The organism is Sphingopyxis lindanitolerans, assembly GCF_002993885.1.
Taxonomy (GTDB): domain Bacteria; phylum Pseudomonadota; class Alphaproteobacteria; order Sphingomonadales; family Sphingomonadaceae; genus Sphingopyxis; species Sphingopyxis lindanitolerans.
Genome location: NZ_CM009578.1, coordinates 2,318,754 through 2,338,333, shown reverse-complemented (window position 1 = coordinate 2,338,333; position 19,580 = coordinate 2,318,754). Strand labels below are relative to the sequence as shown.

Here is a 19,580-nt window from a genome sequence, read left to right as displayed (position 1 = left end):
TGCGAAAAAAGCGAAAAGCGTCCAGAAAAAGAAACCGCCGCCAGGGTCGGGATTCGGGGCGATCCGAATTGGCCGATCAGCGCCGGGTCGCGGCGGCCGGCTCGCTCGCCGCGGCGTCCTTTTCCGCCGCCTGGCCGCAGGGCAGCGACAGAAGGCGATCGCGCGCGACGAGCATCGCGCGATAGGGGCCGGAAAAATTCGCCGCGATCGCGCTATCTTCGACATCAAGCCCGCCGGTGAAGCTGCCGAAGGCGGGCAGGATCAGCCGCGTCGCATCGCCCGCGAAGCAGGGTCGCGACACGCCGCGCCCGCGCAGGCTGAGGCGCAGCTTGGGGTGGAAATGCCCCGAGATTTCGGGCCGCGTCTCGCCCGCGAGGCCTTGGTGGCGAAAGACGATGCCATCCGCCACCCATTCGTCGGCAACCTCGCCGCCCCACGCGCCCGCGGTCAGCCCGTCGTGGTTGCCCGCGATCCACACCAGCTTTGCCGCCGCCGCCTGCCGCGCCAGCCGCGCGGCGACGGCGGGGACGATGCGCGCGGCGGCCGCGCGGTCGTGGAAACTGTCGCCGAGGCACCAGATCGCACGGGCGCCGGTGTCGGCGGCGAGGCGCGCCAGCCGGTCGAGCGTGTCGTGACTGTCATAGGGGGGCAGCGGCTGGCCGTGCGCCGCGTACCAGCTCCCCTTTTCGAGGTGGAGGTCGGCGACGATCAGCGCGCCGTGCGCCGGCCAGAACAGCGCGCGGTCGGCGAGCATGACGAAGCGCTCGCCCGCAAAGTCAAAGGTCGCCGCGCCGGACATGGCGCCGCTATGGCAAGCGCCGCGTCCGGCGGCAAGGCGGCTATCCGCCGCGCGTCGCCATGTTCGCGGCAAAGCGTTGCCCGGTCTCGCGGCTCGCACCGCTCGGCAGGTCGAAGACGACGCGACGGTTCGGAAAATCGATCTCGACCCGGTCGAACAGCGCGAGGCCGTCCATGCCGAGCAGCAGCGCCGGCCGGTTCTGAAGCCCCAGCGCACGGAACGCCTGGCTGTCGGCAAAGCTGATCGGCAGATTATTCACGTCGAGGCCGTTGAGCGTGATCCGCTTGATAGCGGTCCGCAGCGCCGGCACGGTTTCGCCGGTCACCGAATCGAGGGTCGACGCCATGAACGGCAGCCGATTGGCGCGGCGACTGGCGACCAGCTTTTGCAGCATGGGGTTGCCGACGCTTGTCTGGGCGCCGGTGTCGACGATGACGTCGATGCGCTTGCCGTCGATCCGCGCGTCGGACAGGATCAGTCGCCCCGCCGAATTGCGCGCGGTGACGACGATCGCATCATCGTCGCGGATGATCGGGCGCGCGCGCTTGCGGGTTTCGAGAATCTCCATGCTTTCCTTGCGGAAATCGATCAACACGCGCCGCTCCTCGAGCATATCGACCCCGATCAGCCCCGCCGCGCCGAGGTGGCGGCCAAAAAGCGCGGGGGCGTCGATCCCGGTGAGGCGCAGATTCGCCATCTCCACCGCCGCGACGCGATAGCTGGGCACCACCGCCGATCCGCCGATCGTCGCCATCCGCAGCTTCGCGCCTTCGACGAGCCCCAGCCGCTCGGCAAGCTCGCGCGCGATGACGGTGCGTTCGGCGCCGGTATCGACCAGAAAGGAAAACGGCCCCTCGCCGCCGACCATGACCTTTACCGCCATGCGCCGCGACGCGTCGAGGTCGAACGGCTGGATGAAGGGCGTGACGAGGACCGGCGGAGCGAGCGCAGCGTCGGCCGGGGCCGGGGCGGGCACCGCGGCGGATGTCACGGGCGCCTGCGATGAAGCGGGGGGTGGGGTGGGTGGCGGGTCGGCGGGTTTCTGCGCCGCGCCGACCAGCAGCGGGGCGGCGATCAGCAGCACCGCGGCAACGGATGACTTGGTGGCTTCGATCATGGCCGGCATCCTCATATAGAGGATGCCAGTCTACGCCGCATCGCGCGGCCCGGCAAGCCGCGCGGAGCGGGCCGCCGGTCAGGCCCGCATCGCCGCCTCGGCCAGCGCGTCGGCAAGGTCGCCGAGCAGCGCATCGTCGAGGTCGGCGGCGGCGACATTCTCGCGCCCGATCAGGACGAGCACCGGAATTGCGAGCGGGCTGATCCGGTCGAGCCGCCGGTGCACCATCGTCCCCGCCGCGCGGTCGAGCAGGTCGCCAAGCCGCGCGACATCGGTCAGCCGCTCGCGGGCGTCGGCCCATGCGGCCTCGATCAGGAGATGGTCGGGCTCATATTTGCGCAGCACGTCGAAGATCAGGTCGGTCGAGAAGGTCACCTGCTTGCCGGTCTTGCGCTTCCCCGGATGCTGGCGCTCGATCAGCCCGCCGATCACCGCGACTTCGCGAAAGGCGCGCTTCAGCAGGTGCGATTGCTCGACCCACTCGACGAATTCGTCGGACAATATCTCCGCGTCGAACAGCGCCTCGGGGTTCGTCACTTCGCGAAGCGACCAGATTGCGATCGCATAGTCGGACGCGACGAAGCCGAGCGGCTGGAGCCCCACGCGCTCCATCCTTTTGGTGATCAGCATGCCGAGCGACTGATGCGCGTTCCATCCCTCGAAGGGATAGCAGACCATGTAGTGATGGCCTTCGTGCGGAAAAGTCTCGACGAGCAGTTCGCCGGGGCGCGGCAGCACCGAGCGGAGCGCCTGCATCTCCAGCCAGAAGCGGACATCCTCGGGAAAGCGCCGCCAGCTTGCCGGATCAGCCAGAAAGCCGCGCACCCGGTCGGCGAGCCGGGTCGAGATCGCCAGGCGCGCGCCCATATAGCTCGGGATGCGCGCCGGGCGCGTCGTCGCACGGACGATGACGTCGGTGTCGCGGATCGATTCGACCTCGAGGCTGAGTCCGGCAAAGGCGAAGGTGTCGCCGGGGGTCAGCGTGCTCGCGAAATATTCCTCGACCTTGCCGAGCCGCCGACCATTTTTGAAACGCACATCGGCCATCGGCGCCTCGACGATGATCCCGGCGTTGAGCCGGTGCTGCGCCGCGAGCCGCGGGTGCGCGATCCGCCAGCGCCCCGGCCCGTCGGGGGCGAGACGGCGGAAGCGGTCGTAGCTTTTGAGCGCATAGCCGCCGTCGCGCACGAAGCCGAGCAGGCGCGCGAAGATCGCGGCGTCGATCCAGCGATAGGGCGCCGCGATGCGGATCTCGGCGAGCAGGTCGGCTTCGTCGAACGGCGCGGCGCAGGCGAGCGCCATCACATGCTGCGCGAGCACGTCGAGCGCGCCGGGGCGGAAGCGGTCGGCGTCGCGTTCGCCCGCCGCGACGGCATCGAGCGCGGCGCGCGCTTCGAGATATTCGAAGCGGTTGCCCGGCACGATCAGCGCGCGACTCGGCTCGTCGAGCCGGTGGTTCGCGCGGCCGATGCGCTGAAGCAGCCGCGAGCTTCCCTTGGGCGCTCCCATCTGGATCACGCAGTCGACATCGCCCCAGTCGAGCCCGAGGTCGAGGCTGGCGGTCGCGACGAGCGCGCGCAGCCGCCCTTCCGCCATGGCGGTTTCGGCGCGCTGGCGCGCTTCGCGGTCGAGGCTGCCGTGGTGGATCGCGATCGGCAGCGACAGGTCGTTGACCTTCCACAGTTCCTGAAAGATCAGCTCGGCCAGCCCGCGCGTGTTGCAGAAGATGATCGTCGTGCGATTTTTCGCAATCTCGCCCATCACCTGATGCACGGCGTAGCGCCCCGAATGTCCCGCCCATGGCACCGCACCCTCGGGCAGCAAGATCTGGATATCGGGCTCGGCGCCGGGTTCGCCCTCGACGAGAGTCACGCTGTCCGCATCGGCATCGGGAGCGAGCCACGCGCGGTAGGCGTCGGGGTCGGCGATCGTGGCGGAAAGCCCGACGCGGCGCAGCCCCGGTGCAATCGTCTGGAGCCGCGCCATCGCGAGACTGAGCAAATCGCCGCGCTTGCCCGGTGCGAAGGCGTGGATTTCGTCGATCACGATGGTCTTCAAATCGGCGAACATCGTGAAACTGTCGGGGTAGGAAAGCAGCAGCGACAGCGATTCGGGGGTGGTCAGCAGAATGTTGGGCGGTCGGCTGCGCTGGCGCGCCTTCTTGTCTGAACTGGTGTCACCGCTGCGGCTTTCGACGCTGATGGCAAGCTCCATCTCAGCGATCGGGCCGAGGAGGTTGCGCTCGACGTCGGCGGCGAGCGCCTTCAGCGGCGAGACGTAGAGCGTGTGCAGCCGGTCCGAGGGATGGGCCGCCAGATCGACGAGCGTCGGCAGGAACCCCGACAGCGTCTTGCCGGCGCCGGTCGCGGCGACGAGCAGCGCATGCTCGCCGCCGATCCCCGCCGCGAGCATGTCGGCCTGGTGCCGCCGAAGCCGCCACCCGCGCGCGGCGAACCAGTCGGTGAAGGGGGCGGGAAGCGGCATGGCGCAGATGTGGCGGTGCGGCGGGCGGGGAGCAACCCCTTCTGCCGCCTGAACGCACGAGCCCGCAACTCTCCGCCAGTCCTGAACCTAAAGGCGCGCCCGGCCGGAAGCGCTTCCTATTCGCCGTCGATGACGACGGGGAGCGAGCGGAGACCGCGCATCACGAGGCCCGGAACCCATTGGGGTTCATGACCGGCCGGCAGGCCCAGTTTCGGAAAATGGCGCGCCAGTTCCTGCAAGATGGTGCGCGACGCGACGCGGGCGATGCCTGCGCCCGGGCAGACATGCGGGCCGCGCCCGAACGAAAGATGGTGAACGGGTCCGGACCGCGCGCAATCGAAAGCCGAGCCGGCCGCAAAGACCGCCGGGTCGCGGTTCGCGGCGCCAAGGGCGATAAACAGGAGGTCGCCCTTGCGAACCGCGGTGCCCGCTATGTCGAGATCCTCGCGTGCATATCTCGGCGTGGCGAGTTCGAGCGACGGATTGAACCGCAAACATTCCTCGACGGCGCGGGCGGCGACCGCATCATCCTGCGCGATCGTCTGCCAGATTTTCCGATCGCCGACGAGCAACCAGACCGCCGAAGACAGCAGGTGCCCGGTGGTTTCGTAGCCCGCCGAGAGAAGGAGATAGGCAAGCGCCATGGCTTCGCCATTGTCGAGGTCGCCCGCCGACGCGGCGCGGCCAAGCGTCGCGATCGCGCCGTTGCCTGACCCTATGGCATCCGTTTCGGCGAGCGCCGCCAGATAGCGTTCAATCTCTTCCGCAATCTCGCTCGCCCGGTCTTCGCCGTCGAGATCCGATCGCGTCAGCATGTCGTTCCAGACGTGTATCTTTTCCATGTCGCGGGGCGGAATGCCGACGATCGTGCAGGCGATTTCGAGCGCCGCGGGCATGGCGATGCGCGCCACCAGATCGAAGCTCGCCTCGTCGCGGTCGAAGGTCGCGAGACGGCGAGCGATGATCGCGCGCGCCAGCGTCTCGATCCTGGCGCTCGTCCAGTCAGCCAGGGCGTGACGGATCTGACGGCGAAGCCGCATATGGTCGGGCGGGTCGGTCACCAGCAGATGACGGTAGAGCCGATGCGGCCCCGCCTCGGCCGCATCGCGCAGCGGCGATATTTTGGAAAGCCGGGGATCGGCCAGGAGGCCGCTCGAAAGCCCATGGTTCGCCACCAGCCAGGCCTCTCCGCCGAACGGAAGCGCGAATTTGAAGAGCGGCCCCTGCGCGGCGGCAAGGTGGCGGACCGCGTCGATGCTGCGGCTTTTGAAGCCCGCGTCCATGAACGGCAGCGGCGCCAATATGTCTGGCAAAATTCCTCCTCCGCGAGGGCGCGAAACGATATCGGGGTTGACATCCTGTAACTTAAGTTGACATTCTCCAATTGAAATCTTCCGATTTCGGGTCGCAAACCTTGTTGGAGGAATTTGAAATGCAAACCAATCTGAACATGATGCGACGCGAATTCGAGATCGTGAAGGAACGGATGCTTTCAGGCGGCGATATCGATTTGAAGGCCGTGTCCGCTCTTGCCGCGTCGGACGAGGATAATGATCTTCACGCCGGGCACCGCTGTCCCTGGCATACCTGCCAGGCAACCCGCCACTAAACTTCGCTAGACTCCGATGTTGTCGGGGCGGACGGCGCTTCTTCATGATTATGAAGAAGCGCTTTCCTTTTTACGCGACCAGCTCGGCGGCGACTGGGCCGTGCGCCAATGGCGGGATGGAAGCTGTCGTTGGCAGTTCCACGCGCCGTTGGATGCGCCCGATGTCGCGCAGGGCTGGAAGGTGCATGTCGCCGTCGCGGTCGGCGAGGCGGCTGTCTTTGCCCGCACGCTGGCGCCGCTGCTGGCGGACCTTCGCATAGCCTTCAAGCTTCCGGCCTCGCTCGATGCGATCGCCGCGATCAACGCCGGCGAAGGCGGAGCCGAGCAGGTCGGGAAGATCGCGACCCTCTATCCGGCCGACGACACGCTCGCGCGCCGGGCGATCCACGCGCTGGATCGCGTGTGGCCGAAGAGCGCGGCGCCCGCGATCCGCACGAGCCTGCATGTTCGGCCCGGCTCGGCCGTGGCCTTTCGCTTTGGCGCGTTCGATTCGCGGCACCGGATCGTCGACAGCCGCGGGATCATCCACGCGGCCGTGCGATTGCCCGACGACAGCCTGGTCGCGGACGAACGGATCATGGGGGGCAAGCCGCCGGGCGGGATCGAACCGCCCGTTCCCGGCTTCGCGCCCGAAGTCTGGAACGACGTCGCCGGGGAATGTGCGGCCATCGGCGATCTGCCATTGGTCCTTCTCGGCGAAATCAAGCGGACGGCGCATAGTCGGCTGCTGTTCGCCGCCGCGCGCGACAGCGGGGATACGCTGGTCGTTCGCCAGCGCGCGGCGGGCGAGACGCGCTACCCCGACGACGGCACCGCCGAAGCGCGGATCGAGCGCGAATTTCGCGTCCTCGATGCAATCGGCGGCGACAAGGGGTGCGCACCGCGCGCCATCGCCTGGTGCGGCGGCGACATACCGAGCCTCGCGATGGAGGATGTCGAAGGCAGCCTCCTTTCGGAATTGCCGCAGGAAGCCCGTGTCCGATTGATGCCGTCGCTGGCGGCGGCGCTGGCGGCAGTGCATCGCCGCGGCTGGGTTCACGGCGACGTGAAGCTGGAAAATGCGATCGCGCGCGACGCGAAGGTCGCCCTTATCGATTTCGAACTGGCCGAGCGGATCGGCTCGCCCGTTTCGGGGCGCGGCACCGACGCCTATATGCCGCCCGAGGTGGCGAGCGGCGCGCCTGCGCACCCGGCACAGGATATTCATGCGCTCGGCGTCAGCCTTTTTCACGCCGTGACCGGCTTTCCTCCCGGCCTGCTCGCACCCCGGCGGGGGCTCCTCGCCGACCTTCTCCGCCGCGAAGGGGCGGGGGAGGCCGCTGATGTCGTGGAACGAATGACGGCGGACGATCCGATGGCGCGGCCATCGGCCGAGGCCAGCGTCTTCCTTCTTACGGCCCTGAACAAAGGCGCGCTGTCGTCAGGCGCAAAGCGGCAGCCGCCGGACGATACTTTGCTGGATGTTCCGCGCGCTCATCAAGCCATCGAGGCGGCGGTTCGGGCCACGGCGGATTTTCGGGTGGAGGACAAAGGGGCGCTCCATTGGCGCAATACCCATTTCCAGCGCCATTTCGAATGCGAGGCGATCAACATCGGCGCCGCCGGCATCCTGATCGGCCTGCTGGCAGCGAGCCGCGCGAGCGGCGTCGATTGCCGGGACGATATCGCGGGCGCCGCGCGGTGGCTGGCCTCGAGGCCCGCAGAAGGCCAGGCAGCCGGCCTCTTCACGGGTAATGCCGGGGTAGCCCTGGCCTTGGCCGCGGCGGGACGCGCGCTCGGCGCCGACGAATATATGGCCGCTTCGCAGGCCCGCCTTGCCGCCGCCGCCGACGACGAGCGCGAGTTCGACCTCTTCTCGGGCAGCGCGGGCACGCTGTTCGCCGCGGCATCGATATCCGAGCTTGTCGAGGACGACTGGCCGCTCGAATTCGGCAGGATCGCGATAGCAAAGCTCGAAAGCCGCAAGGACATGGTCGAGGGCTTGACCGTCTGGCGCGCCGGGGGCGGCCCCGACTTTCTCGGGTGCGCGCATGGGAGCGCGGGTATTGCCGCCGCGCTCGGCTATTGGGCGCGGCGGACGGGCGACCGGGACGCCGATGCCCTTTCGGTGGCGACCCTGAAGGCGCTGGCGCGGCGCGCGATGGATACGCCGACGGGCCAGGGAATGCGCATGCGCCTGGGCAGCGACCGGTCGCACACGCCGGGCAATTGGTGCCATGGAACCGCGGGCTTCTTGTGGTCGCTGCTTGCGGGCCCCGGCGCGCGCGCCGAACTGGCGGAGGAACTGGACTGGGCCGTCGCGTCGCTGGCCGCGCTTCCCGCGATCGCCACGCCGACATATTGTCACGGCCTCGCCGGGCAGCTGGAGCTTTGGCAAATGGTCTCGGCAATCGAACGCCATGAAGCGCTTGCCGCGCGCAAGGTCGGCCGCATCGCCGCCAGTCTGGACGTCATGCGGCATCGGGACAACGGGCAGGACATCTGGATATCCGACGATCCGTCGATCGTGACCCCCGATCTTTGGGTCGGATTCATGGGGCCCGCAGCGGCGCTTTCGCTCGCGGTGGAAGGCGAAAGACGGACGATTCTCGATGGCGGGCTTCTTCGGGAAACCGCGGACCGGTTGGGCAGAGGAAGGCGCCGATGACGGGAGATGATCTGCAAGATTGGCGAGCGGCCTTCGCGGCGCACGGCGTGGTCCGCATTCCCGCTGCCTTTTCCCGCGCGCAAGTCGGCGCCGCGCAGCGCCTTTTCGACTGGAGCATCGCCAATCCCGGCCCCTATGCCGGCGATGTGCTGGCGGGCGCCGAAGGCTCGTTCTTTCAGGATCACGCCAACCCCGAGGCCCTTCCCCACTATCGCGATTTCGCCATGGAGACGGGCCTGGCCCCGCTGATCGCCGCCGTGCTCGGGACCCGGAATCTGTGGCTGCTCTATGAGCAGGTCTGGCGCAAGGAGGGGCGCGCGACGCGGCGCACGCCGTGGCATCAGGATCTGCCCTATGTCCCGATGGCGGGTCATCATATGGCGACGGCGTGGATCAGCCTCGATCCCGTTGCGGAAGCCGCTTCGCTCGAATTCGTTCGCGGGTCGCATCAAGGGCCGCTCTATAATCCGACCACCTTCAGCGCCAGCGACGAGCGCGCCGCCATGTTCGCGGACGGCATCTGGCCGTCCTTGCCCGAGATCGAGGCAAACCGGAACGATTTCCCGATCGTTCGGTGGGCGGTGGAGCCGGGCGACATCCTCCTGTTCCACCCGGCGATGCTGCATGGCGGCGCGCCGACCGCCGCCGGCCAGCGCCGCCGCACGATATCGTTGCGGGTTTTCGGCGACGATGTCACCTGCTGTCCCCGCCCCGATCAGGGCATTGCCGAGGTCGATCGGCTGGCGGCGGACGAGGCGTGCGGCGACCCGATCCGCATCCTGGCCGGCAAGCCCGAAGGCTTCCCCTTTCGCCACCCCGCCTTTGCCAAGATAGTCTGATGGCGTTCGAGATCGTTCCGCGGCGGCAAGGGTTCGGCGCCTGGATCCAGACCGATGATCCGGCCTGCCTGCTGGAGAAGGGCGCCGGTGAACGGCTGGGCAGCGCGCTCGGCAGATTTGGTGTTTTGATCTTCCCGGGCCTGGCGGCCGACGACGACATGCACGCCGCGCTGGCCCGGACTTTCGGAGAGATTCAGACTTTCGGCGGGAAGCCGATTTTTCGATCGGCCAATTTCGGTGAAGATGGCGCATTCTTCGGGCCGGGCAGCGACAAAGCGCGCCTTTTGCGGCTCAACTGGCTCTGGCACAGCGACGGCGTTTATCGCGAACGCGACATCGGCGCGGTCCTGCTTCGGGCCGAATGTTTCGAGGCCGGATGCGGAGATACCGAGTTCGCCGATCTCGCCGCCGCGTTTCGCGCGCTGCCACCGGATTTGCAGCGGCGGATCGAGACATTGTCGGTCGAGTTCAGCTTTGAACATATGATCCTCAACGAGGACGTCCCGCCCTTGTCGGCCGACGAGCGGGCCGGTCTTCCCCGCGCGCGCCACCCTTTGGTCCAGCGTCTCGCGGACGGGCGCAGGTCGCTGCGATTGAGTCCGCCCTATATGGAAAGGGTCGCGGGCTGGGAGAGCGACGAGAGTCTCGCCCTGTTCGGGCAGCTGGCCGATTTCGCGACGCGCGCCGATTTGCTGTTCCGGCACCGCTGGGCCGCGGGCGATCTGGTCGCATGGGACAATCGCTGGACCATGCATCGCGTGCTTCCTTATGATGACCAGCGCCTGAGGCGCGACATGCGCGGCGCGGTGGCGCTTGCCTGACCCCTCCTCCGGATGCCGACCGGCGCGTCAGAATTCATAGCCAAGCCACGCGATATCGCGATGGTAGCGGCTGGCGATCGTCTCGCGCGTGTCGGCGTCGTAGAATTCGCGGTAATCGCGGCGGTCGGGTGAGATGTTGACCTGCGGCAGCGCGATGGACTCACCGAAAATCCGGCTGGAGACCTCGGCGAAGTCCGATGCGATATGTTCGAACCGGATCACGCGATCGACCAGGCTTCGCCCGTCCGTATCGTGCACGAACGCCCATTGCGGCATCAGGTGCCGCTCCTCGTTGCTGCCCGGCGGGGCGGGATAGGCCGTCCGTATGAACTCGCGGAATCCCATCTCGCGCGCATAGCGATATTTATATTCGGACACCGCGCGGTCCCAGGGGTTTCGCACCACCGTGAACCGGAAATAATCGTCAAAATCGATCGGCGCCAAATGGCCTTTGGACAGATATTCCTGGGCCGTCAGGTGCGCGAGAAAGGGAGGGCCAGCCTCGGGATCATGGTTGGTGGTCAACAGCAGAGGGCCGCGCGTCGCCCAACTGAGTTCCATCCTGTCGAGAAAAACTTGCTCGATGCTCTGCCCCCCGGTTTTCGGGATATGAACAAATAGCGTCTTCCAGCGATGGCAGATCATTTTGTTCCGTCGAAGCTGAGGGAGGGCATGGGCATTCAGTAAAAGGGCGGGATTTTCAAGATAAATCTCGATCGAAAATTGCTTAAAATCGCGGTGCTTAAGGCGCGCCCGGCCGGTGCGAAGCCCTGGCGAGGCTATCGGCGGGTCTGGTCCGTTTCCCCCTCCAGCCTCTTCAGCACCCCCCGCCAATGCTCGCCGAGCCGACGCTGGAACAGCATCAGCTCGAACCCGTGGCGCGCGGCATGTTGCTGCGGGATGGCGTCCCAGCCGCGATGCTCGACGGTGACGCGCGTCTCGGCGCCCACCGCCTCGAACCGCACCTCGACCTCGGTCGCCTGGTCTGCGGTGAAGCTCGGCAGCCGCCAACCGAAGGCAAGGCGCTCGCCGGGCAGCCAGCAATGCACCGCGCCGATCTCCCATTCCGCGCCGTCGGCGAAGCGCGTGACGAGCCGCCCGCCCGGCCCCGCGGGGTCGAAGCGCAGCGCGCCGTCGCCCTTGGGCGACAGCGGGAAGAGCGGATGGCTTTGCCACCAGCGGCCGATCCCCTCGGTAAAGGCGGCAAAGGCAGCGCCGGGCGACACGGCGACGCGCAGCGCGACGATCACCGCCGCGCCGCTCATTCTCCGTTGCTTTCCACATGGCGCTTGAACGCCGCGAGCTGGTGCGTCCACAGCACCTCGGTCTCGGCGAGCCAGCGTTTCAGTTCGTCGGTCGCGCCGTCCTTCAGTCGATAGATGCGCACGCGCGCGTCGAAGGCCGGGTGACCGTCCTCGACGAGCCCGCCCGCCTTGAGCGCGCGCAGGTGGCGGCTCATCGCCGGCGGCGCGAGGCCGAGCGCGACCGCCAGCGCGCCCGCGCTGCGCGGCCGCTCGCCGAGCAATGCGATCGCGCGGCGCCGCTTCGGGTCGGCGATGGCCGTCAGCATCCGGTCGAGCGCGGCGCTCAATCGTCGAGCCGCGCCTGGGTGGTAAAGCCGCCCTCGGCATCCCATTCGGCGGCGCTCTTGTCCGCGACGGTGACGCCGAAGGTCCAGATATGCCCTTCGGGGTCTTTGGCGCGGTAGGTGCGGTCGCCATAGAATTGCGTTTCGGGTTCGGCGATGATCCGGGCGCCCGCGGCGCGCGCTTTCGCGCAATGCGCGTCGATATCCTCGCCCCGGCCAAGCTGGACATGCACCGTCTGCGTATTCTTGCCGCCCAGGTTCGCGGGGCTGCGGTGATCGTCCGACCATTCATTGCCGACCATGATCGTCGATGGCCCATATTCCATTTCGCTGTGGGCGAGATTCCCGTCCGCATCGAGCAGCACGAACAGCGGTTCGAACCCGAAAGCGTCCTCAAGCCAGCGGAACGCCGCCTTGCTGTCGCGATAGCAGATGGCGCTCGAAAGCCCCTTCGCGCGATGATCGGCCATATCTCGTCTCCCGAGTCGGTGAATTTATTTCACATATATAGAATATTTCTGGAAAAATGAAAATACATGCAATCGTGCGTAAAGTTGCTAGGAAAAGGGCATGATAGCCGATCTCGCCCGCTGCGTCGCCGAAGCCTATGAAGTCGCCCTGCCGCATCGCGGCAAGGGCAAGGTCGCCGACTATATCCCCGCGCTGGCGACGGTCGATCCGAACCGCTTCGGCTTCGCGCTCGCGCTTCCCGACGGCACGGTCCACACCGCGGGCGACGTCGATATTCCCTTCTCGATCCAGTCGGTGTCGAAGGTCTTCACGCTCGCCCTCGCACTCCGCCGCCTTGGCAGTTCGCTGTGGACCAGCGTCGGGCGCGAACCGTCGGGCAGCGCGTTCAACTCGATCGTCCAGCTCGAAAGCGAGAATGGCATTCCGCGCAACCCGCTGATCAATGCGGGGGCGATCGCGACCACCGACCGGCTGATCGACGGGCGGGGTGATGAGGCGACGGTGGCCGAAATCCTGGATTTTCTGCGCGCCCGCGCCGGCGATGACAGCATCGCGATCGACGCCGAGGTCGCGGCCTCCGAATCGGAGACCGGCGCCCGCAACCGCAGCCTCGGCTATTTCATGAAGGGTTTCGGCAACCTCCACCATCCGGTCGAGGAGGCGCTGGGCGTCTATTTCCGCCAGTGCGCGATCGCGATGAGCTGCCGCCAACTGGCAAGGGCCGGGCTGTTCCTGGCGATGGAAGGCCGCGACCCGATCACCGGCGAGCAGCTCATCAAGCCGCACCGCGCGCGGCGTATCAACGCGATCATGATGCTCTGCGGCCATTACGACAATAGCGGCGAATTCGCCTTTCGCGTCGGCCTGCCCGGCAAGAGCGGCGTCGGCGGCGGTATCCTGTGCATCGCGCCGGGGCAGGGATCGATCGCGGTCTGGTCGCCGGGGCTGACCGAAGCGGGGACGTCGCTCGTCGGCGCGGTCGCGCTCGAACATTTTGCCTATGCGGCGGGCTGGTCGGTGTTCGATTGAGCCGCGCGCGCGGTTCCGAGCCTTCTGAAGGCAGGATCATGGCGCGTTGGTATGGACTGTTGTTTTTTAACGCGCCGCTCCGCAAAAGATGACGCCATGACCGTGGGAGAATCTGCAAGCGGGCCGGCCGCCGCTGTGCGCGTCGCGACGCGCTTTTTCCCTGTTTCGGAAGCGCTGCGCCCCTATTGCAGCATCATCTACCTGACCGAGGTGGAGGCGCCGCCCGGCGTGCGGGTCGAGGATTATCTCCACCCCGAATGGTCGAACCTGCGCTTCATCGACGGCGAAGCGTCGTTCGCCGCCGTCGGCGGCGGCGCGCCCGACCCCGCGCCGCACTTCATCGTCACCGGCCCGACGAGCAAGGCGACCTGTTTCGTCGCGGGCCCGATGCGCGCCTGGGGGATCGGCATCCTGCCCGCGGGCTGGGCCAAATTCTTCGCGCTTCCCGCCGAGGATGTCGCCGATCGGTTCGTCGACGGCGCGGCGCATCCCGCGTTCGCCGCGCACGCCCCGCTCGCAAAGACGCTTCGGCGGACGAAGGAGGCGGCGAGCGCGGCGCGCCTGATCGACGACCATTTCGTCGGCCTGCTCGCGACCGCCCCGCGCGACGATCCCACCATTTTCGCCGCGCACGCCGCGCTGATCGACGATGCGTTGACCAGCGTCGCCGAACTCGCCGCAAAACTCGGCCTGTCCGAGCGGTCGGTCGAGCGATTGTCGCGCCGGGCGTTCGGTTTTCCGCCCAAGCTGTTGCTGCGCCGCCAGCGCTTCCTGCGCAGCCTTGCGCGCTTCATGCTCGACCCGTCGATGAGCTGGATCGCGACGCTCGACTATCATTATTACGACCAGGCGCAGTTCACGCGCGATTTTCAGCGCTTCATGGGGATGAGCCCGCGCACCTATGCCGCACGGCCGAAACCGATCCTCGGTGCCGCCGCGCGGGCGCGCGCCGCGGCGCTGGGCGAGGCGATGCAGGGGCTCCACAAGCCCGGCGGATAGCGCCGCCGGGCTTGACCCGCGCCGCGCCTTCGGTGCAAGCGGCTGACAACCGATGCGCGGGTGGCCGCCGTCCCCCGAACGATAAAGAAATGAACGACGATGAGCGAGACAGAGGCCTTGAAAGCGAAGCTGCTGGGCGAGATTGAAGCCGCAAGCGACCTCGACGCGCTCGAGGCACTGCGCGTCGCGACGCTCGGCAAGGCGGGGAGCGTGACCGGGCTGCTCAAGACGCTCGGCGGCATGACTCCCGACGAGCGGCAGGCCGAAGGGCCGCAGATCCACGGCCTGCGCGAAGCCGTCACCGCCGCGATCGCGGCGCGCAAAGCCGCGCTCGAAGGCGCCGCGCTCGATGCGAAGCTCGCGGGTGAAACGCTCGACATGACCCTCCCCGCCGCCGCCGCGGCCAAGGGCAGCGTCCATCCGGTGAGCCAGGTGATGGACGAGCTTGCCGAAATCTTCGCCGACATGGGCTTTGCGGTCGCGACCGGGCCCGAGATCGAGGATGATTGGCGCAACTTCACCGCGCTCAACATTCCCGAGACGCATCCCGCGCGCGCGATGCACGACACTTTCTATTTTCCGGAAGTTGGCGAAAGTGCCGCGCAGCGCATGTTGTTGCGCACCCACACGTCGCCGGTGCAGATCCGCACGATGATGAGCGAGGAGCCGCCGATCCGCATCATCGCGCCGGGGCGGGTGTATCGCAGCGACAGCGATGCGACGCACACCCCGATGTTCCACCAGGTCGAAGGCCTCGTCATCGATCGCGGCATCCATATGGGGCATCTCAAGTGGACGCTCGAAACCTTCCTCAAGGCCTTTTTCGAGCGCGACGACATCGTGCTGCGGCTGCGCCCCTCCTATTTCCCCTTCACCGAACCCTCGGCCGAGGTCGATGTCGGCTATGCCCATGAAAAGGGACGGAGAATTGTCGGCGGCAACGGCGACGACGCGGGCCATGCGTGGATGGAGCTGCTCGGCAGCGGGATGGTCAGCCGCCGCGTCATCGCGAACTGCGGGCTCGACCCCGACGAATGGCAGGGCTTTGCCTTCGGCATCGGTATCGACCGTATCGCGATGCTCAAATATGGCATGGACGATTTGCGCGCCTTCTTCGACGGCGACCTGCGCTGGCTGGCGCATTATGGATTCGGCGCGCTGTCGGTGCCCACGCTGAGCGGGGGGATTTCGGCATGAAGATCACCCTGGATTGGCTCCGCGAACATCTGGAAGGTGATTTCACCGTCGCCGATGTTGTCGCCGCCTTGAACCGCATCGGCCACGAAGTCGAAGGCGTCGAGGATCCGGCCGAGAAACTCGCGGGTTTCCGCGTCGCCAGGGTGCTGACCGCCGCGAAACATCCGCAGGCCGACAAATTGCAGGTGCTGACCGTCGACAGCGGCGACGGAAGCGCGCCGCTCACCATCGTCTGCGGCGCGCCCAACGCGCGCGCGGGGCTGGTCGGCGTGCTCGGCCTGCCCGGCGCGGTCGTGCCCGCGAACGGCATGGTGCTGAAGGTCGCCGCCGTCCGCGGCGTCGAATCGAACGGGATGATGTGCTCGACGCGCGAGCTTGAGCTTGGCGACGACCATGACGGCATCATCGAGCTGCCCGAAGATGCACCGGTCGGCACCGCCTTCGCCGATTATGCGGGCGCGGGCGATCCGGTGATCGACATTTCGATCACCCCGAACCGGCAGGATTGCATGGGCGTGCGCGGGATCGCGCGCGACCTCGCCGCCGCCGGGCTCGGCACGCTGAAGCCGCTCGACGTCCCGACGATCGCGGGCGAGGGCGCGCCCGCGACCGAAATCCGCACCGACGATGCCGAGGGTTGCCCCGCTTTCTTCGGCCGCACAATTTCGGGCGTCACCAACGCCGCCGCCCCCGAATGGATGCGCCGCCGCCTCGAAGCCGTCGGCCAGCGCTCGATCTCGGCGCTTGTCGACATCAGCAATTATGTGATGTTCGACCTTGGCCGCCCGAGCCATGTCTATGACCGCGCGCAACTGACCGGCGCGCTCGTCGCCCGCCGCGCAAAGAATGGCGAGATCGCGACCGCGCTCAACGGCAAGGACTATGCGCTCACCGACACGATGACGGTGCTCGCCGACGATCATGGCGTCCACGACATCGCGGGCATCATGGGCGGCGAGCATAGCGGGTGCAGCGAGACGACGACCGATGTGTTGCTCGAAATCGCCTATTTCACCCCCGAACGCATCGCGCTGACCGGGCAGGCACTGGCGCTGACCAGCGACGCGCGCAGCCGGTTCGAGCGCGGGGTCGATCCCGCCTTCCTCGACGACGCGACCGCGATCGTCACCGGCCATATCCTCGCGATCTGCGGCGGCACGCCGTCGGCGGTGACGCGCGCCGGAACGCCGCCCGCCGAGGTGAAGACCGTCGATTACGACCCGGCGCTGTCGGCGACGCTCGGCGGCATCGCGATTCCGGCCGGACGGCAGAAGGAAATTCTGACCGCCCTCGGTTTCTCGGTGATCGACGGCGCCGGTCGCTGGCAGGTCGCGGTGCCGAGCTGGCGCCGCGACATCGACGGCGCGCCCGACCTGGTCGAGGAAGTCACGCGCATCACCGGGTTCGACGCGATCGAATCGGTGCCGCTGCCGCGTACTGACGGCGTCGCCAAGCCGACCGCTACGGCCGAGCAGATGCTCGAACGCCGGGTGCGCCGCGCCGCCGCGGCGACGGGCTTTCACGAAGCGGTGACCTGGTCGTTCATCAGCGAGCGCGAAGCGGCACCCTTTGGCGGCGGCACCTGGAGCCTCGCCAACCCGATCAGCGAAGAGCTGAAAATCATGCGCCCGTCGCTGCTCCCCGGCCTGCTCGCCGCGGCGCAGCGCAACCAGGATCGCGGCGCCGACAGCGTCCGGCTGTTCGAGATCGGCCGCCGCTATCTGGGCGCGATCGAGCATCCGACGCTGGCCCTGCTGATGGCGGGCGACAAGGCGGCGCGCGATTGGCAGACGGGGAAAGCCGCGCCCTTCACCGCCTTTGACGCGAAGGCGGCGGCGCTGGCGCTGCTCGACGCCGCGGGCGCCCCCACCGACCGGCTGCAGGTGATGGAAGCGGTCGCCGAACCCGGCATCTGGCATCCCGGCCAGTCGGCGACGCTGCGGCTTGGCCCCAAGGCGGTGCTCGCCGAGTTTGGCGCGCTGCATCCGGCGCTGGCGAAACATTTCGACGTCGATGGGGCGGTGATGGCGGTGCAGATTTTTCTCGACGCGATCCCCGCGAAACGCGCGAACGGTCCGGCGCGCGCCGCCTATACGCCGCCCGCGCTGCAGTCGGTGCGCCGCGACTTCGCCTTTCTCGCGCCCGAAACGCTGGCGGCGGGCGATCTGGTCCGCGCGATCCGCGGCGCCGACAAGACGAGCATCGTCGAGGCCCGGCTGTTCGACCGCTTCGCCGGCCAGGGCGTGCCCGAGGGGCAGGTGAGCCTGGCGGTCGAGGTCGAACTGCAACCGCTGGACAAGAGCTTCACCGACGCCGAGCTGAAGGCGATCGCCGACAAGGTGGTGACGGCGGCGGCGAAGCTGGGGGCGGTGTTGCGGGGGTAGGGCGCGGCTGTTCGTCGCCCCCCGCGCAGGCGGGGGCCGCTGGCGGTTATCGAGTCGAAGCCCGACATTCGGCATTTGCCCACGCAGACTGGAGCATCGTGCGGATTTCGTGCAATTTGTCCCGGCAACAGATTCTGGGGAAACGCTCATCATGGATACCCGCCACCTCGTCGATCCGGATATCGCGCCGGTGCTCGACATCTTTCCGCGCGCCGATCTCGACGCCGCGCCCATCGCCGATATTCGCGCCAGAGCGTCGAAAACCTATGCCCTTCTGCCGCCGCCGGTCATCGCGCCCGAAGCGGTGGTGATCCCGTCGATCCACGGCGGACCCGATATTTCGCTGTTCCTCTATCGTCCGGCGGAGACCCGGCCGGGCAGCGGCGCGATCCTGCATATCCATGGCGGCGGCATGGTGATGGGGTCGATCCGGCAGATGCAGGCGGGTCCGGCGGCACTGGCCGCCGCCGCCGGGGTGCCGGTCGCCTCGGTCGAATATCGGCTGGCGCCGGAGCATCCCTTTCCGGCGCCGCAGGAGGATTGCCATTCGGCGCTCGCGTGGCTTGCGGAGCAAGCCGATGCGCTCGGTTTCGACGCGAGGCGGATCGTCGTCGCGGGCGAAAGCGCGGGCGGCGGGCTGGCGGCCACGCTCGCGATCATGGCGCGCGACCTCGGCGACCCGGCGATCGCGGGGCAGCTTCTCACTTACCCGATGCTCGACCATCGCACTGGCGGCGACGCTTGCCCCTGGCGCAATCCGACCACCGGCGAATTCATCTGGACGCGCGCGAGCAATCGCTTCGGCTGGCGCGCGCTGCAGGGCGATTACCGTATCGACGATGCGCGGCGCGGCTGGTTTTCGCCGAGCCTCGCCGACGATCTGTCGAACCTGCCGCCCGCCTATATCGCGACCGGCAGCCTCGACCTCTTCTTCGACGAGAATCTCGATTATGCGCGGCGGCTCACGGCGGCGGGGGTGCCGGTCGAGCTGCACAGCTATGCCGGGGCGATCCACGGCTTCAACGCGGTTCCCGATGCGCCGCTGTCGCAGCGCTTCAACGCGGGGCTGCTCGCCGCCGCCGCCGCGATGACCGGCGCATGAGCGGCGGGGCGGTGGAACGGCTCGCGACCTGCCATTGCGGCCAGCTCCAGCTTCGCTGCACCGGCGAGCCCGCGAAAATATCGCTTTGCCATTGCCTCGACTGCCAGCGGCGGACCGGGTCGCTGTTCAGCGTCGCGGTCTTTTTCGCGCGCGCTGAGGTGACGCTGGCCGCCGGCGTCGCGAAGATGTTCCGGCGCTCGTCGGCGAGCGGTTTCGACGTCGCCTTCCACTTCTGCCCCGAATGCGGATCGTCGCTGTGGTGGGAGCCCGACCGCCTTCCGGGCCGCATCGGCGTCGCCGTCGGGGCCTTTGCCGATCCCGATTTCCCGATGCCCGAACAGGCGGTGTGGTCGCAGGACCGGCATGCGTGGCTGACCCTGCCGGACGGCATCGCGGGGCATGCGCAGAATCCGGTGAAGGCGGGAAGCGACCGACAATAGACGTCGCCCCCGCGCAGGCGGGGGCCGCTGTCGGCCTTGCCCTTCGCCGCTGCG

General features: G+C 67.9%; 18 protein-coding genes. 10 read left to right on the top strand and 8 right to left on the bottom strand.

Annotated features, from left to right (window positions below):
• Nucleotides 1–76 precede the first annotated feature (76 nt).
• From pdeM to CVO77_RS11280, 4 genes are all read right to left on the bottom strand, one after another.
• Complete coding sequence (gene pdeM, locus CVO77_RS11295; RefSeq protein ID WP_105999143.1) at nt 77–799, bottom strand: ligase-associated DNA damage response endonuclease PdeM; 723 nt, start codon at nt 797–799, stop codon at nt 77–79.
• Between the two features lie 40 nt (nt 800–839).
• On the bottom strand, nt 840–1,916 hold the full coding sequence (locus CVO77_RS11290; RefSeq protein WP_106000788.1) for a retroviral-like aspartic protease family protein: 1,077 nt from the start codon (nt 1,914–1,916) through the stop codon (nt 840–842).
• 78 nt (nt 1,917–1,994) lie between these two features.
• Nucleotides 1,995–4,400 carry a ligase-associated DNA damage response DEXH box helicase gene (locus tag CVO77_RS11285; protein ID WP_105999142.1) on the bottom strand — a complete coding sequence of 802 codons (2,406 nt, stop codon included), beginning with the start codon at nt 4,398–4,400 and terminating at the stop codon, nt 1,995–1,997.
• A 116-nt stretch (nt 4,401–4,516) separates the two neighbouring features.
• On the bottom strand, nt 4,517–5,713 hold the full coding sequence (locus CVO77_RS11280) for a cytochrome P450 (protein WP_158258040.1): 1,197 nt from the start codon (nt 5,711–5,713) through the stop codon (nt 4,517–4,519).
• Nucleotides 5,714–5,784: 71 nt separating this feature from the next.
• Here CVO77_RS11280 and CVO77_RS21285 point away from each other — a divergent pair, with 71 nt between their 5' ends.
• The 4 genes from CVO77_RS21285 to CVO77_RS11265 are packed head-to-tail and all read left to right on the top strand — an operon-like array spanning nt 5,785 to nt 10,316.
• The gene (locus CVO77_RS21285) at nt 5,785–6,009 is read left to right on the top strand and encodes a hypothetical protein (protein ID WP_158258039.1); all 225 of its coding nucleotides are present in this window, start codon (nt 5,785–5,787) and stop codon (nt 6,007–6,009) included.
• Nucleotides 6,010–6,028: 19 nt separating this feature from the next.
• Nucleotides 6,029–8,656: a class III lanthionine synthetase LanKC N-terminal domain-containing protein gene (locus CVO77_RS11275; RefSeq protein WP_158258038.1), complete on the top strand. Its 2,628-nt coding sequence runs from the start codon at nt 6,029–6,031 to the stop codon at nt 8,654–8,656.
• Complete coding sequence (locus tag CVO77_RS11270) at nt 8,653–9,495, top strand: phytanoyl-CoA dioxygenase family protein (RefSeq protein WP_105999139.1); 843 nt, start codon at nt 8,653–8,655, stop codon at nt 9,493–9,495. The genes CVO77_RS11275 and CVO77_RS11270 overlap by 4 nt, the downstream gene beginning before the upstream one ends.
• On the top strand, nt 9,495–10,316 hold the full coding sequence (locus CVO77_RS11265; RefSeq protein WP_105999138.1) for a TauD/TfdA dioxygenase family protein: 822 nt from the start codon (nt 9,495–9,497) through the stop codon (nt 10,314–10,316). Before CVO77_RS11270 ends, CVO77_RS11265 begins: the two co-directional genes overlap by 1 nt.
• A gap of 27 nt (nt 10,317–10,343) precedes the next feature.
• Here CVO77_RS11265 and CVO77_RS11260 read toward each other — a convergent pair whose 3' ends face one another.
• The 4 genes from CVO77_RS11260 to CVO77_RS11245 form a co-directional block, all read right to left on the bottom strand.
• The gene (locus CVO77_RS11260; RefSeq protein WP_105999137.1) at nt 10,344–10,961 is read right to left on the bottom strand and encodes a sulfotransferase family 2 domain-containing protein; all 618 of its coding nucleotides are present in this window, start codon (nt 10,959–10,961) and stop codon (nt 10,344–10,346) included.
• Nucleotides 10,962–11,095: 134 nt separating this feature from the next.
• Nucleotides 11,096–11,581, bottom strand: coding sequence for an SRPBCC domain-containing protein (locus CVO77_RS11255; RefSeq protein WP_105999136.1), 486 nt, complete (start codon nt 11,579–11,581; stop codon nt 11,096–11,098).
• Nucleotides 11,578–11,907, bottom strand: a complete 330-nt coding sequence (locus CVO77_RS11250; RefSeq protein ID WP_105999135.1) for an ArsR/SmtB family transcription factor — start codon at nt 11,905–11,907, stop codon at nt 11,578–11,580. The genes CVO77_RS11255 and CVO77_RS11250 overlap by 4 nt, the downstream gene beginning before the upstream one ends.
• Nucleotides 11,904–12,374: a VOC family protein gene (locus CVO77_RS11245; RefSeq protein WP_105999134.1), complete on the bottom strand. Its 471-nt coding sequence runs from the start codon at nt 12,372–12,374 to the stop codon at nt 11,904–11,906. Before CVO77_RS11245 ends, CVO77_RS11250 begins: the two co-directional genes overlap by 4 nt.
• A gap of 100 nt (nt 12,375–12,474) precedes the next feature.
• Between CVO77_RS11245 and CVO77_RS11240 the strand changes: the two genes are divergently transcribed.
• The 6 genes from CVO77_RS11240 (at nt 12,475) to CVO77_RS11215 (ending at nt 19,526) form a co-directional block, all read left to right on the top strand.
• The gene (locus tag CVO77_RS11240; protein ID WP_105999133.1) at nt 12,475–13,404 is read left to right on the top strand and encodes a glutaminase; all 930 of its coding nucleotides are present in this window, start codon (nt 12,475–12,477) and stop codon (nt 13,402–13,404) included.
• Nucleotides 13,405–13,500: 96 nt separating this feature from the next.
• Nucleotides 13,501–14,403, top strand: coding sequence for a helix-turn-helix domain-containing protein (locus tag CVO77_RS11235; RefSeq protein WP_105999132.1), 903 nt, complete (start codon nt 13,501–13,503; stop codon nt 14,401–14,403).
• Between the two features lie 99 nt (nt 14,404–14,502).
• On the top strand, nt 14,503–15,600 hold the full coding sequence (pheS, locus tag CVO77_RS11230) for a phenylalanine--tRNA ligase subunit alpha (RefSeq protein WP_105999131.1): 1,098 nt from the start codon (nt 14,503–14,505) through the stop codon (nt 15,598–15,600).
• Nucleotides 15,597–17,984, top strand: coding sequence for a phenylalanine--tRNA ligase subunit beta (gene pheT, locus CVO77_RS11225; protein WP_105999130.1), 2,388 nt, complete (start codon nt 15,597–15,599; stop codon nt 17,982–17,984). The genes pheS and pheT overlap by 4 nt, the downstream gene beginning before the upstream one ends.
• A 151-nt stretch (nt 17,985–18,135) precedes the next feature.
• Nucleotides 18,136–19,086, top strand: coding sequence for an alpha/beta hydrolase (locus CVO77_RS11220; RefSeq protein WP_105999129.1), 951 nt, complete (start codon nt 18,136–18,138; stop codon nt 19,084–19,086).
• Nucleotides 19,083–19,526 carry a GFA family protein gene (locus CVO77_RS11215; protein ID WP_105999128.1) on the top strand — a complete coding sequence of 148 codons (444 nt, stop codon included), beginning with the start codon at nt 19,083–19,085 and terminating at the stop codon, nt 19,524–19,526. Before CVO77_RS11220 ends, CVO77_RS11215 begins: the two co-directional genes overlap by 4 nt.
• Nucleotides 19,527–19,580: the final 54 nt, after the last annotated feature.